We start from the raw sequence: 13,892 nt of genomic DNA on the forward strand, positions 1-13,892 counted from the left end.
CTATTCCAGGCTGTACCCCTTCATCTTCTCCCACAGATTTTTCCGGCTGATGCCCAGCAGCCTGGCCGCTTCGGTCCGGCTGCCGTTGCAGTGCCGCAGGGCGGTCAGCAGGCAGTCCCTCTCGGCCACGGCCAGTCTGGCGCTGAGATTGAAACCGGCATCGAGCCGACTCGCCTTGCTGGTGATCTCCAGGGGCAGATCGGCGGGGGTGATCTCCGGTCCGCGGCAGAGCACGGCGGCCCTCTCCATCAGGTTGCGCAGTTCCCGGGTGTTGCCGGGGAAATCGTACTGCCTGAGGCAATCGATGGCCTCCTTGGTGATTCTTGCCGATTTCCAATGTAATGTATTGAACTCCTTGAGAAATGCATTGCAAAGATCGGTGATGTCCTCCTTGTGTTCCCGCAGCGGCGGCATATGCAGGGGAATGACCTGCAGGCGATAGAGGAGATCCCGGCGAAAGCGGCCGGCCTCCACCTCGTGGTGCAGGTCTTTCGAGGTGCAGGCCAGGATCCGGACGTCGACCCGGATCGTTTTGGTTCCCCCGACCCGCTCGAACCGGCTTTCCTGGAGGACCCTGAGCAGTTTGGCCTGCAGCGGCCCCGGCAGATCGCCGAGTTCGTCGAGGAGGAGGGTGCCGTTGTCGGCCAGCTCGAATTTGCCTTTGCGGCGCTGGTCGGCGCCGGTGAACGCCCCCCGCTCGTGGCCGAACAGCTCGGACTCGATCAGCCCCTCGGGGATTGCCGCGCAGTTGATCGAGACAAAGGGTTTATCGTGCCGGGGGCTGGCGCTGTGGATTGCCCTGGCCGCCAGCTCTTTGCCGGTGCCGGATTCGCCGGTGATCAGGATGGTGGCATTGGTCGGCGCCGCCTGGGCGATGAGCGCATAGACCTGCTGCATGGCCGGACTGGTGCCGAACAGTTCCCGCTCATGGTTGTGGCGGCAGGTGTCTTCGAGAATTTCGCACCGGGCCTTGATCGCCTGGTGGTTGAGGAGACGGGTGACCCGGATGACCAGGTCGTCGAGATCGAACGGCTTGAGGATATAGTCGGTTGCCCCCTGGCGCAGACAGTTGAGTGCGTCATCGACCGAGCCGTAGGCGGTCATGATGATGATGTCGGTCTCCTGGTTCTGCCGCCGCACCTTGTCCAGCAGGGACAGGCCGTCGAGGCCGGGCATGCGGATGTCCGAGATGATCAGCTGGTAATGGTTTTTCTCGAACAGGCTCATGGCCTCGAGACCGTCTCTGGCCTCATCCACCTGCCAGCCGTACTTCCGTAATCGGTCGTAAATCGAGATCCGCATGATCTCGTCGTCTTCAGCGAGGAGTATCCTTGGCATAGTCTTTACTCTCCGGTGGCCCGAAGAAGGCCGTTGATGCCGATGCGGCTCAATTCGCCATTGGGTGATCGGCCGGGTCCCTGCGAGGTGCGGTCGGTGACCGGCAGGGTAAGGGTGAACACCGACCCCAGTCCGGGTTCGCTCTCGACGGTAATTTTCCCATTCATCCGTTGCACCAGGGCGTAGGTCACGGCCAGGCCGAGCCCGGTGCCTTCACCCACGCCCTTGGTGGTGAAAAAGGGGTCGAAGATGTGCGGCATGTTCTCCTCTGTGATCCCGGTCCCGGTATCGTGGAAGATGATGAGCAGCTGCCCCGCTTCTTCATGGCAGCGGATGGCGAGTTTGCCGCCGTGCGGCATGGCCTGGATGGCATTGAGGCCGATGTTGATGATGATCTGCTTGAGGGCCTCGGCATCGAGAAGATATTCACCGGCGGCGGTGATGCTGGTGACCAGTTGAATGTTTTTCAGCTTGTAGGAGAGCAGGAGGGTGCACTCGTCGAACAGCGCCTGGAGATTGACCTTTCTGATATTGAGGGGTTCGGTCCGGCTGAAGTTGAGGAGCTGGCGCATGATCGTCTCGATCTGCCTCAGGCCCTTGTCGAGGAGGGGCAGGTAGCGTTCGACCAGTTCCCGGTCGTCGGGATTCTCGCGCATCGATTTGACGCAGTTGAGCATCCCGCCGAGCGGGTTGTTGACCTCGTGGGCGATTCCGGCGGTGAGGATGCCGAGCGAGGCCATCTTTTCGCTGAGGTGGGTCTGGGCCCTGGTCTGCAGCAGTTCGTCCCGGGACTTCTTCAGCCGGTCGCAGAACAGCACGAAGGTGTCGCTGACACTGTCCAACTCATCCCTGATCAGCGACGGCAGCAGGTACTGTTCCGGCGGATCTTCGGGAAAACTGTCCATCGCCTGCGACAACCGGCGGATCCGGTGGACGATGAGCGATTCGAACATCAGGAAGAGCGCCGCGGTGACGATCAGGATGCTGGTTATGCCGATGAACATCAGCGAATGAATGTTCCTTGCGATCAGCTCGTCCGCCCAGTCGATGGGGATGGTGATCGACAGCCCGCCGCGGATATCGCCCAGGGCGTAACCGTGCCGGGCATGGCAGCCGAGGCATGATTCGTTGACCCGCATGGGGGCGATGAAGCGGACTACTCTGCCCGTCTTCGCCTCTTCGACGTCAATTATTTCATCGGCACCTGCGGCGAAGGCCTCGAGGGCCTTTGTTTCAAAGGCATCCGGCCTGTTGTCGGGGTTGACCGGTTTCAGGCTGGTGACCCGGAATTGACCGAGCCCGCCCTTTTGGGCATAGGCCGAGAGTTCCCTGGTGATCATCGCCGGGTTGCGCAGGAAATACGATTGCCCAAGCGCATCGGTCACCACCGGCAGTTCGAGATACGGATTGGCCTCGACCCCCTGGCGTTCGAGGACAAACAGGCCGTTGTGGTCGGCCGCCCATTGCCTGGTCAGCAGGATCTGTTTGTACAGCATCCGGGCCTGCTGTTCCGCCTGTTTGAGGATCATCTTCTCGTCGAACACCGCCGTGCGGTAGAGCATGAAAAGGTAGAAGGCGGAGATGATGGCGCCGATGAACACAACGAATTTGGTGCGGAGCGAAAGCCGGGCGGTGAACGATCTGGGCATGATCTGTCTGCTCTCGGAAGAAACCTGGCCTGCTGTTGAACTACGGGAAGAACGGGCCGTGATTGTTGGTGCGGCGATACAACGGGGCGTCGCAATTTTCGCGCTAGCCCCAACCTTTTATATAAAGAATGATGGGAGTTTGGGGAAGATGGTATCTCGAAGTTGATCGGAGTTCCATGACGATACAACGCCTTGAGGGTTTTCCGGAGCGGTCTCCGGGGGGAGCGCTGTCGTTGATGTTGCGCTCCGATCTCGAAGGAGACCGACCCTCTCTGTTACCGAACGGTAGCAAAAAAGGGCGGAAAACGCTACCAAATGGTTACGTCGCGAAGGAGCGGGACCGGGTAATACCCTGATAACGGACCATAACTGATGATGGAATAGAGATTGCATTATTATCTGCAGTACCGGAATCAGGGTCGAAACAGCGGCCGAGGGCAACGCGGGATACCAAGTGGACAGCACAACCTGAGGAGGAGGGATATGGCGATCAAACGAAGAAACGTAATTCTTGCGGGACTGGTCCTGGTCCTGCTGGGGCTGATGGTGTCGGGTACGACGGCCACGGCGGCGGAAAAAGAAAAAGCAGGTCATCCCCAGCTGTCGCAGCAGGAGATGCTGATCGATTGTGCCGACTGTCACCGTGAGGCAACTCCCGAGATCGAGAAGGAATGGTTCGGGTCGGTCCACGGTATCGCCATGGTCAAATGTTATCAATGCCATGGCACCTTCGAGGAGTTTGCCGTGACCCCGACCAGAGCGACCTGCGGCACCTGCCATGCCGACATGCTGCAGAAATGTCCGCAGGACAGACCGTGCTGGGAGTGCCATGTACCCCATGCGTTCAAAGAAAAGAAATCCGACGGAAAATAAGGAGGCCATGATGGCACAGACGCGACGTGAATTTATCAGAAAGGCGGCGGCCTTGTCGGCGGCCTCCTATGTGAGCATGAATCTGCCGATCGGGCCGATCAACCTGGTTCTGGCCGATGACGGAGTGACCTGGCACCGCGGCAGTTGCCGCCTGTGCGGGGTCGGCTGCCGGGTCGAACTGGGGGTGAAGGGCGGCGTGCCGATGGGGCTGCGCGGGGTTTCCGAATCGCGCACCAACTTCGGCTATGTCTGCATGAAGGGGATGCATTTCTGGAAATGCATGCGCCATCCCGATCGCCTGACCAAACCCCTGTACCGCGACAAAAAGACCGACACGTTCCAGGAGATATCGTGGGATAAGGCGCTCGATATCGCTGCGACCAAATTCGCCGAGGCCCACAAGGCCGGCGGCGCCGCGGCGGTGGCCTATTACGGCTCGGGACAGGCGCTGACCGAGGAGACCTATTTCTTCCAGAAGATCATGCGCGGCGGGCTGCAGTCCAACAACGTCGAGGGCAATCCCCGGCTGTGCATGGCCAGTGCGGTCGGCGGCTACATGTCGTCGTTCGGGGCGGACGAGCCGATCGGCGGCTATGCCGACCTGGAAAAGGCCCACTGCTTCTTCATCGTCGGCTCCAATACCGCCGAGGCCCACCCGGTGCTGTTCCGGCGGATCATGCGGCGCAAGCTCGACAATCCCGACACGGTCAAGGTCGTCAATGTCGACCCCCGGATCTCCCAGACCTCGCGGATCGCCGACATGCATCTCCAGTTCAAGCCGGGGACCGATCTGTCGCTGCTCAATGCCATGGCCCATGTCATTATCGAAGAGAAGCTCTACGATGCAGAGTTTTTGAAGAATTACGCCACGTTCAGGAAGGGCAAGGGCGAGGCGGCGACCTTCGTCGAACTGCAGGCCCATCTGGCCAGGTATACCCCGGAAGAGGCGGCGAAGACCTGCGGCGGCACCTTCAAACCGGAGGATATCCGTACCGCGGCCCGCTGGTTTGCCGGCTCCAAGGGCACGGTCAGTCTCTGGACCATGGGGCTCAACCAGCGCAAGCAGGGGGTGTGGGCCAACAACCTGATGCACAATCTCCATATCCTCACCGGCCAGCTGATGAAGGACGGGGCCGACAGCCTGTCGCTCACCGGTCAGCCCAACGCCTGCGGCGGGGTGCGCGAGGGCGGCGGCCTGTGCCATATCCTGCCCGGGCATCGGCCGATCGAGGCGGAACCGCTGCGCCGTCAGGTGGAGGAGGCCTGGGGGATCCCCGCCGGCCGCATCCCCGCCGAGCCGGGGCTGCACACCATGGCGATGTTTTCGGCGCTCAACGAGGGCAAGATCAAGGCAATCTGGATCAACTGCACCAGCCCGGTCCAGAGCCTGCCCAACTGCAACCTGTACAACAAGGGGATGGACCGGGAGGACGTGTTCATCGTCTGCACCGATATCTTCCACACCCTCACCACCCAGAAGGCCAACCTGGTGCTGCCGGCCTCCTTTCATTTCGAGAAAACCGGGGTCTACGGCTGCACCGAACGCCGCTCCCAGCTGACCAGAAAGGCCATCGACTCGCCCGGCGAGGCCAGGCCCGAGGTGTGGATGATCAGGGAGTGGGCGGCCCGACTGGCGGTGAAGCTGAACGACCCGGTGATCGCCCAGTGCATCAAACCCTTCGTCGGTCTGGAAGAGGGGTATGCGCTGCCGAAGGCGATCTGGGATGAGTACAGCCAGAAGCTGACGGCGGGCCGCGACAGCGATCTCAGCGGCGCCACCTATGCGGTGCTGGAGCAGATGGCCGACGGAGTGCAGTGGCCGGCGCCGACGGCGGAATACGCCCTGACCGGCGGCACGGTGAAAAAGTTCGTCAAGGGCCGCGATCCGCTGGCGACCAAGCTGTCGAAGAACGATCTGCCCTATCAGTTCTACGGTGCGGCCCATGAAGACCGCACCCTGTGGATCTGGCTGCGGGACCAGGCCAACCCGGAGGAGATTCCCGATGCCGAATACCCCTTCTACCTCTCCACCGGCCGGATCATCGACCACTGGCACACGATGTCGATGACCGGGCGGGTGCCGGAGCTGCTGCGGGCCAATCCCTATGCCTTTGTCGAGGTCAACCCCAAAGATGCCGAACGGCTCGGCATCAAGCCCGGCGACATGGTGGAGGTCAGGTCGCGGCGGGGGGTGAACCTGCTGCCGGCCAAGGTCTATGAAGGGCCGATCGAGGGGATGGTCTTCGTCTACTGGCACGACCAGCATGCCGATCGGATGATCAACAAGCTGACCAAGGACGCCTTCGATCCCGGCTCGAAGGAACCGGAGTTCAAGATCTGCGCGGTGCAGGTCAAGCGGGCGTCGGGGCCGCAGCCGCTGCAGCCGTTCATCGTCTGAACCAGGCGCCCGGCCGGAAGGATGGCTCTGCCGGCCGGGCCGCCAAACCCCTATCCATCAACAGGAGCAGCTATGCCGATCAGCGGGGTCGTCATCACCAGCGGGCCGACGGACAAGGCCGAGGTCCTGCGCTCCCTGGCCGCCATCGCCGAGGTCGAGGTGTTCGGCGATGACGATCGGGGCAATATCGTTGCCGTGCTCGAAACGGCGTCGTCGGAAGACATGGAAAAACTCATCGATCGGACCAGCAAGGTCCCGGGGGTGCTCCATGTCGGCCTGACCTATCTCAACACCGAGGACGAGGCCGAACGGATGGCGCGAGGGGAGCCGGTCGCCAAGCCCTTCGGCTTTCGCCGGCCAACCGCGGAAGAGCCGTGAAACGGAGGCAATTTCTCGGATGCATGGGGGCGGGGCTGGTCTGCCTGCCCCTGTGGCCGGGAGCGGTCGGGGCGAAACTGCTGGAGTCGCCGCTTGCCACCAACCGGTTGCGGCCGCCGGGCGGGGTGCCGGAGGAGATCTTCCCGGCGAAATGCATCCGCTGCGGCCGCTGTGTCGAGGTCTGCCCCTACCGTTCGATCGTCATGCTCGACATCCGCGCCGGGATCTCCGCCGGCACGCCGCTGGTCGAGGCGGAGAAGATTCCCTGCTACCTCTGCATGAAGTGTGTCGATGTCTGTCCCACCGGCAGCCTGCGGCGCATCCGCCAGGAGGATACCCGGATGGGGCTGGCGGTGATCAACCGCTTTCATTGCGCCGCCTGGATCGGCACCACCCTCTGCCGGACCTGCTACGACAAGTGCCCCTATAGCGAAAAGGCGATCCGCCTCGACCAGCTGCGGCCGGTAATCGACGAGACGGTCTGCACCGGCTGCGGCATCTGCACCCATGCCTGCCCGGTCACCGCCCCCGACGGCGGCAAGGCGGTGAATATCGAACCGATCTTTGCCCGGAACAAGGTGACGACATGACGGGCGAAGAAACCGGCACAGCGCCGCCCGTCGCAACAGCGGCCAAACGGCCGAAGAGGCGCTACAGCCGACTGCGCTTGACCGTCCTCACCGGGGCCTTCCTGCTCATCGCCGTCAATCCTTTTGTCAACTATTACCTGCACATCGATTTCATCCAGGGCTGGTACCAGTCGCTGGGGATCGGCAGACTGTGGTTCGTCTCGCCGCTGGAAGGGCTGGAAAGCCTGCTGATCACCAAATCACCGTACCTGCCGTCGCTGGTGGGCATGCTGTTTCCGGTTTTGCTCGCCTTCTTCCTCGGCCGGGTGTTCTGTTCGTGGATCTGCCCGATCTCGTTTCTGCTCGAGCTGTTCGACCGGGCGCGCCGGCTGGTCTCGGCAAAGCCCTTCCTGCGCAACCGGCTGCTCGTGGCCAAAAGGCTGCTGTGGTTCGTGCTGATCGCCGAGTTGGTGGTCAGCCTGGTGCTCGGCGCCCCGCTGTTCGTCTTTCTCTCGCCGCCCGGACTGGTCGGCCGGGAAATCATGATGGCGGTGTTCTTCGGCACGCTGGCCCTGGAGGGGGTGGTGGTCATCGCCGTGATCCTGCTCGAGTTGCTCACCCGCCGGTTCTTCTGCCGCACCTTCTGTCCGCTCGGCGGCCTCCTGGCGTTTCTGGGGTTGAAGCGACGGCTGCGGGTCCATCTCCAGGCCGCCGACTGCACCGGTTGCGGCCGATGCAGCCGGGCCTGTCCGATGGGCCTGCAGCCGGAGGCAGGCGAAGGCCTGTCGGCCTACTGCTGGAATTGCGGGGAATGCGTGGACAACTGCCGGTTCGATGCCCTGCACTTTCGGTGGCAATAACGGAGGCCGGGCTGTTGCCGCGTCAGCGTGGCGCCCCGGTACGGGACTGTGTCAGCCCCGCACCCTCCTTTGACCCATGCCGGATCAGGCCGAATGCTGTTTCACCCAGGCCGTGTAACGGTCGATCCAGCCCTGGAGGAAGGCCTTGCCGCCCTCGCCGATATTGCCGGAGGCGTCGAACATATCATCCCGCATCTGCAGAAAGGCCTCCGGCTGGCCCATCGTCGGTACGTCCAGGTAGGCCAGGACATTGCGCAGATGCTGCTGCGCCATCGCCGTCCCGATCGTTCCGACCGATATGCCGATCACCCCGGCGGGCTTGCCGGCCCAGGTATTCTGGCCGTAGGGGCGGGAGGCGTGATCGATCGCATTTTTCAGCACCCCGGGCATGGACCGGTTGTATTCCGGGGTCACGAAGAGCAGGCCCTGCGCCGCTGCGATCTCACTCTTCAACCGCTTGACCGCTTCGGCCTGATTGCCGTCGTCATCCTGGTTGTAGAGCGGCAGATCGCCGATTTCCAGATATTTGAAGGTGAATTCCGGCGGTGCCAGACTGACGAGGGCCCGTGCCAGGGAGCGATTGAAGGAATCCTTACGAAGGCTGCCGACGACGACGGCGATTTGATACTGACTCATGTTTGTCTCCTTTACCTGTTGGGTTAATCGAGCGTGGATTCAAGCGGTGGATGTCACTTGAACCTTAAACGGTTGTGCCGGGAGTCCTGTACCGGCCCTCGGAGGGGATCTCGATATCGCTCCCGGTCATCGATGGCCGTCACTCCCGATACAAGAAACAGCGGCTGCATCCGCCTGGATTTCTGCCCGGCGATTACAAGGTATGTAAGTACGAATAGCGGAAACATCAACTCGCCACGGTGCATATGGCCGAGGTGACGGCGCGGAAAAACGCGCCTTGAGGCAGCGATATTCTGCCGGGAGTGCATATCGTATTGCTTGGGGGGCAAACATGGAGGAAATATGAAGGCCTTGATCATAAGTGCGGATAAATTCGAGGACTCTGAACTGCTGGTGCCCTATTACCGGCTGCAAGAGGCGGGGATTGAAGTCGTGGTGGCGTCGATGCGCCGGGAGGGCATCAGGGGGTTGCACGGGTATGAAATCGCCGTGGACAAGACCCTGGCCGAGGTCAATCCCGACGAGTATGCACTCCTCGTTCTGCCTGGCGGCAAGGCGCCGGCGGCGGTGAGGAAGGAGGAGAAGGCGCTGGAGATCGCCCGCAGTTTTTTCGCTGGCGGCAGACCGGTTGCCGCGATCTGCCACGGACCGCAGATCCTGATCAGCGCCGGTCTGCTGCGGGGGCGACGCGCCACCTGTTATCGCTCGATGGCCGATGAACTGATCGCGGCCGGTGCGGACTATGAGGACCGGGAGGTGGTGGTGGACGGGAATCTGGTCACGTCCCGGCATCCGGCCGATTTCCCCGCCTTCCTGCGCGCGACCATGAAACTGCTCGGACGGTAGCCGGTCGGCCGTTGTCCCGGCCGCTCCACTCGGTTGATAACGAAACGGTCAGTCAGTTGACCCCGCCGCCGTCCATCAAAAAGAGGGCCTGCATGATAAGCGGTTCGACATTTTCCTCCAGGACGATATCCTCGTCGGTCAACGGAACGGTATCGACAAACTCGAATCTGCCTTCTTCCCAGGTAATGGCCTCAAAAAACGCGTTCTTGAGCTGAGTGAAAAAAAGATCCGCGATCTGAGCGTGCTGGATATAACCGTTTTTTACCGCGATCGATCCAAGCCGCTGCCATTTTTTGGCCGTCTTCTGCTCGACCAGACAGTCCCGCAGCTGCTCGGTGGTAATGAGGCGGGATTCGAGGAGGATCCGGCCTATTTTTTTATGCCCTTCCCGGGACAAGGCATAATTGAGTCTCCCCCCGGTGAAGATGAAGATGATCGAATTTTCGGCACAGCGCATTTTCAGTTGCCCGGATAGCGAGGCAAGACCAATCGGCTGAAACAGATTGACGGCGGAGAGCAGACTGAGATCGCCATAAAAGGATCGTTTGTTGGCCATGATCATTCCAAGTAGTTTGTGTTATAGCGTATTGGCCTTCCGCTCAATACCTTCGATCTTGGAATGAGAAAAGCAATTTTCATTCCTCCTGGGAAGGAATATGCACTTATCCTTTGACTACGCGGGCTTTCACGACTGTGGAGCTGCACCCGGTCCAGACGATGATTCAATTCCCGGAAGGAAATATCCGTATTTTCGGAAAAGCGATGGGCGGTGCTAATAGCTGTTTGTTTTTCCGGAAAACGAGAGGGGTTGCTCGAAGCTGTTTCCGGAATTGAGGAGAAGAAGGTGGTGACGTCGCCGGGGTGACGGGCTGGCGACCGCATTGCTGCCTCGACGCCCAATGCGGCCGACACGACATCGGGCGTCCTGAATGAGCAGGCGTGTGCCGTTTCCGGGGGCGGCAGTCAGTGTTTGTGGTCGTGTTCTTCCTTGTCGTGGCCGGAGTGGTTGTGGTCGTGGTTCTCCATATCGCCTGCGGGGTGAGAATGGCCATGATCATGTCCTTGTCCATGGTCGTGTTCATGCTCGTGTCCATGGCTGTGGCCGTGAGCGTGTTCATGTTCGTGCGGATGCTCGTGAATGCGACCGTCATGCTCATGCGGGTGCTGATGCTGGTGATGGTGCTTGTGTTCATGCTCATGTTCGTGTGGGTGTTTTCCGTCCATATCTGCCTCCATAATATCTCGTTGGTTGTTTGCGCGGGATAGCGCCGCGTCGGCACTCGGGGTTATACTCCATATATGCATCATTGCCGACAAACGGAAGGATCACCCTAAATATGCCGGATTGGTGATTCGTCTATTACAATGTATGGATATATGAAATAATGGTTGTTGTTATGGGGAACGGCGTCGGGCTGAACCGGACGGATCCTGCTACTGTGTGGCAGGGGAAGCCCCTCCGTCCGGATCGCTCAATTGTCGTCAAAAAAAGGAGAGAACATGCAGATTATTAAAGAGTTCAAGGAATTCGCGGTGAAAGGCAATGTCGTCGACATGGCGGTGGGTATCATCATCGGCGCCGCCTTCGGCAAGATCGTGTCCTCCCTGGTCGCCGATGTCGTCACCCCGCCGATCGGCTTTCTTCTCGGCGGCGTCGATTTCTCCCATCTGGCCATCACCCTGAAGGCAGCTGCCGACGGGGCGCCGGCGGTGGTCCTCAGCTATGGCAAATTCATCCAGACGGTGGTCGATTTCACGATCGTCGCCGCGGCGATTTTCATGTTGATCAAGGGGATCAATGCCCTGAAGCGGAAGGAGGAGGCGGCCCCGGCGGCCCCGCCTGCTCCGAGCCGGGAAGAGGAGTTGCTGACCGAGATCCGTGATCTGCTGAAGGAAAGGAAATAGGCCTCATTCGCAATGCCTGCGGCCGGGGGGATGGCCTGGCGGCGAACCATGTGTTCTGCGCCAAGCCTCCGCGTCGTCCGGGTGCTGTCCCGGTCCAGCCCCTGGAGAGGCCGGACAAGAATAGTCGAATCGAGGGATTCAGTCGCCGATCGCCTCCACTCGGCAGGGCACGTAGCGATGCAGCGGGGTGCCGAGGGGGTCCCGGTGGCTGCTGTTGGTCAGCCGGTTGACATTGATGCCATATACCTCCCCATCGTAGATCAAGCCAAATCCATGGGGGATGAGCACGGTTCCCCGGCGGACGTCGTCATCCACCTCGACTTCCCCGACCTCGCTTCCGGCCGTGGTCGTCACCCGGACCTGCTGCCCGTCGCGAAGGTTCAAGGCCGCCATGTCATCGGGATGCATCGCCACCGTGCAGGCTCTGGCGCCATTGTTCCACGCCGGATCCCGCATCAGGGTGTTGGCGTTGTATTTCATATGGCGGCCGGCGTTCAGGATCAGCGGGAATTCGGCGGGCAGGCGCAGATCGTCCGCTTCCCGCACGGCGTTCAGGGCCTTGGCCGGTTCCTCCAACTCCGGGATATACACCTCGATTTTCCCCGAGGGCGTGCTGATCCCGGCCATCGGATTGGCGGTGTCGGCCGCACCGACCCACAACCCCTGCGGGTTGTCGATGACCGCCTGGAACAGGCGATCGCCCTGATCGATTCCCGGTTTGAATCCGGCCCGGGCCGCATTGTCCCGCAGGGATTTCGGTGCGGTCATCAGCATCCCCCACAGCGCCGCCTTGTTGGCGCTGTCCCACTCCGCGCCGAGGGTCCTGGCGAGGATGAACGGCATCTTCGAGCGGATGGCCGGCTCCTGCGCCGCCCATTCCATCAGCCTGGTGGCGAACAGCAGCCGACCAGCCCGCGCCGCCTCGCGAACCTCGTGCGGGATATCCGGGATCAAGCCAAGCTTGTCGGCAAGGTCGGTGAAGATCTGCGAGGCCTCCCGGCAGTCGCCCGGCGCTTCGACCAGCGGTTGCCGCATCTGGAAGTAGACCCCGGGGTAGGACCACGGGAAAAAGGTGCCGTCCCAGGATTCATAGGGGGTGCGGCAGGGCAGAACGTAATGGCCGTATCGCGCGGTTTCGCTCATGACGATGTCGCAGACGACGAGCAGGTCGAGTCTGTCGAAGGCCTGCTCGTAGGCGGTGGTGTCCGGATAGGAGCGCAGGGGATTGCAGCCGCTGACATACAGGGCCCGCAACCGTTCCGGGTGCTCGCTCAGGATCTCCTCCGGGACCACCGCCGGCGGAAAGGACCCGGCCGCCGCCGGCGGCATGTTGGTCGCCACGGTCCGCCAGGTCTTCGGATTGCGTTCGTCGGCATGGAAGCCGAGGGGCATGACCATACCGGGGATCATATTGCCGCCGCGGACCCCGAAGATGCCGCACACGGCGCCGAGGATATTCATCAGATAGGAATTGAGGGTACTGTGGCGGCCCATGTAGATGCCGAGGTCCGGATGCATGCACCACCGCCGGGTGGTCATCAGGCGACAGAGCTCGACCACCCGATCATAGTCAAGCCGGCAGACGGCAACCGCCGCCTCGATATCGAACCCGGAAAACCAGGGCCGGATCGCGGCAAGGCCTTCGACACGATGTTCCAGGTACTCCGTGTTTTCCCAGCCCCGTTGCAGGATGATCGCGATCATCGCCTTGATCAGCAGGGCGTCGGTCCCGGGCCGCAGCGCCAGGTGGATATTGGCGAGCCGCGCGGTTTCGCTCTGCCTCGGGTCGATGACCACCAGCAGTTTGTCGGGATGGGCGGCGATCCCAGTCAGCACCCGGGGGGCCTCGGGCATCTGGTGGCTCCGCATCCCGTTCCAGCCCCAGCCGACCAGCATCTCGGTTTCATGCTCATCGGGAATGGCGAGATTGTACTGCTTGCCCAGCATCCGCCCGTAGACCCACCAGGCGCCGCTGAACTCCTGGCCGGCGGAGGAGTAGAGGTATTGCGAGCCCAGCGAGCGGAGCAGGGTCAGGCCGAAGGCGGCTTCGAAATGGCCGCCCTGGGAGCTGGCGCCCATGTAGGCCAGACATCGTGAACCGTGGGTATCGACCAGATTCCGCATCCTGGCGGCGATCTCCTCCGTGGCCTGGTCCCAGGGGATGGGCTCGAACCTCTCCCCCACCCGTTTGAGGGGAGTGGTCAGGCGACCGTTCTGATACTGGTAGCTCAGGATCTTCATGCCCTTGCGGCAGGCATAGCCTTTGCTGCGGGGGTTGTCCTTGTCCGGTCTGACCTTGATCATCCGGCCGTCTTCGACAAGGATCTCCAGGCCACAATTCTGGGCACACAGAATACATCCGGTCTTGCGCCATTCTTTCATCGGTTTCCTCCTGGCATGGGTTGAAGGGACGGGCGGTTGCAGGCATGTGCCTCTACTT

At 61.6% G+C, this 13,892-nt stretch carries 14 protein-coding genes; 8 read left to right on the top strand and 6 right to left on the bottom strand.

The features are described 5' to 3' along the window. A complete protein-coding gene (locus ACWGKN_RS00320; RefSeq protein WP_452094465.1) occupies positions 1–1,338 on the bottom strand; it encodes a sigma-54-dependent transcriptional regulator in 1,338 nt (445 codons plus the stop codon). A 5-nt stretch (positions 1,339–1,343) separates the two neighbouring features. Further along, complete coding sequence (locus ACWGKN_RS00325; protein WP_452094466.1) at positions 1,344–2,987, bottom strand: ATP-binding protein; 1,644 nt, start codon at positions 2,985–2,987, stop codon at positions 1,344–1,346. 483 nt (positions 2,988–3,470) lie between these two features. Between ACWGKN_RS00325 and ACWGKN_RS00330 the strand changes: the two genes are divergently transcribed. The 5 genes from ACWGKN_RS00330 (at position 3,471) to ACWGKN_RS00350 (ending at position 8,065) form a co-directional block, all read left to right on the top strand. Next, on the top strand, positions 3,471–3,860 hold the full coding sequence (locus tag ACWGKN_RS00330) for a cytochrome c3 family protein (RefSeq protein ID WP_452094467.1): 390 nt from the start codon (positions 3,471–3,473) through the stop codon (positions 3,858–3,860). A 7-nt stretch (positions 3,861–3,867) separates the two neighbouring features. Then, positions 3,868–6,258: a molybdopterin oxidoreductase family protein gene (locus tag ACWGKN_RS00335; RefSeq protein WP_452094468.1), complete on the top strand. Its 2,391-nt coding sequence runs from the start codon at positions 3,868–3,870 to the stop codon at positions 6,256–6,258. Between the two features lie 72 nt (positions 6,259–6,330). Next, positions 6,331–6,636, top strand: coding sequence for a chaperone NapD (locus ACWGKN_RS00340; protein ID WP_035231834.1), 306 nt, complete (start codon positions 6,331–6,333; stop codon positions 6,634–6,636). Next, entirely contained in the window at positions 6,633–7,226 is a 594-nt protein-coding gene (locus tag ACWGKN_RS00345; protein WP_452094469.1) for a 4Fe-4S dicluster domain-containing protein, read from the top strand. Before ACWGKN_RS00340 ends, ACWGKN_RS00345 begins: the two co-directional genes overlap by 4 nt. After that, entirely contained in the window at positions 7,223–8,065 is an 843-nt protein-coding gene (locus tag ACWGKN_RS00350) for a 4Fe-4S binding protein (protein WP_452094470.1), read from the top strand. Before ACWGKN_RS00345 ends, ACWGKN_RS00350 begins: the two co-directional genes overlap by 4 nt. 84 nt (positions 8,066–8,149) lie before the next feature. Here the strand turns inward: ACWGKN_RS00350 and ACWGKN_RS00355 are convergent, their stop codons facing one another. Continuing rightward, on the bottom strand, positions 8,150–8,701 hold the full coding sequence (locus ACWGKN_RS00355; RefSeq protein WP_452094471.1) for an NADPH-dependent FMN reductase: 552 nt from the start codon (positions 8,699–8,701) through the stop codon (positions 8,150–8,152). 342 nt (positions 8,702–9,043) lie between these two features. Between ACWGKN_RS00355 and ACWGKN_RS00360 the strand changes: the two genes are divergently transcribed. Further along, positions 9,044–9,547, top strand: a complete 504-nt coding sequence (locus tag ACWGKN_RS00360) for a type 1 glutamine amidotransferase domain-containing protein (protein WP_035231845.1) — start codon at positions 9,044–9,046, stop codon at positions 9,545–9,547. A 52-nt stretch (positions 9,548–9,599) separates the two neighbouring features. Here the strand turns inward: ACWGKN_RS00360 and ACWGKN_RS00365 are convergent, their stop codons facing one another. Both ACWGKN_RS00365 and ACWGKN_RS00370 read right to left on the bottom strand, forming a co-directional pair. Further along, positions 9,600–10,103 carry a DUF4388 domain-containing protein gene (locus ACWGKN_RS00365; RefSeq protein ID WP_424254438.1) on the bottom strand — a complete coding sequence of 168 codons (504 nt, stop codon included), beginning with the start codon at positions 10,101–10,103 and terminating at the stop codon, positions 9,600–9,602. 2 nt (positions 10,104–10,105) lie between these two features. Beyond that, a complete protein-coding gene (locus ACWGKN_RS00370; protein ID WP_424254436.1) occupies positions 10,106–10,459 on the bottom strand; it encodes a hypothetical protein in 354 nt (117 codons plus the stop codon). Between the two features lie 54 nt (positions 10,460–10,513). On the opposite strand from ACWGKN_RS00370, the gene ACWGKN_RS00375 reads away from it, so the two are divergent. Together ACWGKN_RS00375 and mscL are read left to right on the top strand one after the other, a co-directional pair. Beyond that, positions 10,514–10,813: a hypothetical protein gene (locus ACWGKN_RS00375; RefSeq protein ID WP_035231848.1), complete on the top strand. Its 300-nt coding sequence runs from the start codon at positions 10,514–10,516 to the stop codon at positions 10,811–10,813. 234 nt (positions 10,814–11,047) lie between these two features. Continuing rightward, on the top strand, positions 11,048–11,452 hold the full coding sequence (gene mscL, locus ACWGKN_RS00380; RefSeq protein WP_035231850.1) for a large-conductance mechanosensitive channel protein MscL: 405 nt from the start codon (positions 11,048–11,050) through the stop codon (positions 11,450–11,452). Between the two features lie 138 nt (positions 11,453–11,590). Here mscL and ACWGKN_RS00385 read toward each other — a convergent pair whose 3' ends face one another. Next, positions 11,591–13,834 carry a molybdopterin-containing oxidoreductase family protein gene (locus tag ACWGKN_RS00385; RefSeq protein ID WP_452094472.1) on the bottom strand — a complete coding sequence of 748 codons (2,244 nt, stop codon included), beginning with the start codon at positions 13,832–13,834 and terminating at the stop codon, positions 11,591–11,593. Between the last annotated feature and the right edge of the window lie 58 nt (positions 13,835–13,892).

It is taken from the genome of Desulfoprunum sp. (assembly GCF_053613775.1).

What these genes read in the sequence shown, in the direction of transcription:
- ACWGKN_RS00360 (WP_035231845.1), top strand. Translation starts at nt 9,044, where the DNA reads ATGAAGGCCTTGATCATAAGTGCGGATAAATTCGAGGACTCTGAACTG.
- ACWGKN_RS00330 (WP_452094467.1), top strand. Translation starts at nt 3,471, where the DNA reads ATGGCGATCAAACGAAGAAACGTAATTCTTGCGGGACTGGTCCTGGTC.
- ACWGKN_RS00335 (WP_452094468.1), top strand. Translation starts at nt 3,868, where the DNA reads ATGATGGCACAGACGCGACGTGAATTTATCAGAAAGGCGGCGGCCTTG.
- ACWGKN_RS00350 (WP_452094470.1), top strand. Translation starts at nt 7,223, where the DNA reads ATGACGGGCGAAGAAACCGGCACAGCGCCGCCCGTCGCAACAGCGGCC.
- mscL (WP_035231850.1), top strand. Translation starts at nt 11,048, where the DNA reads ATGCAGATTATTAAAGAGTTCAAGGAATTCGCGGTGAAAGGCAATGTC.
- ACWGKN_RS00365 (WP_424254438.1), bottom strand. Translation starts at nt 10,103, where the DNA reads ATGGCCAACAAACGATCCTTTTATGGCGATCTCAGTCTGCTCTCCGCC.
- ACWGKN_RS00355 (WP_452094471.1), bottom strand. Translation starts at nt 8,701, where the DNA reads ATGAGTCAGTATCAAATCGCCGTCGTCGTCGGCAGCCTTCGTAAGGAT.
- ACWGKN_RS00325 (WP_452094466.1), bottom strand. Translation starts at nt 2,987, where the DNA reads ATGCCCAGATCGTTCACCGCCCGGCTTTCGCTCCGCACCAAATTCGTT.
- ACWGKN_RS00320 (WP_452094465.1), bottom strand. Translation starts at nt 1,338, where the DNA reads ATGCCAAGGATACTCCTCGCTGAAGACGACGAGATCATGCGGATCTCG.
- ACWGKN_RS00385 (WP_452094472.1), bottom strand. Translation starts at nt 13,834, where the DNA reads ATGAAAGAATGGCGCAAGACCGGATGTATTCTGTGTGCCCAGAATTGT.
- ACWGKN_RS00340 (WP_035231834.1), top strand. Translation starts at nt 6,331, where the DNA reads ATGCCGATCAGCGGGGTCGTCATCACCAGCGGGCCGACGGACAAGGCC.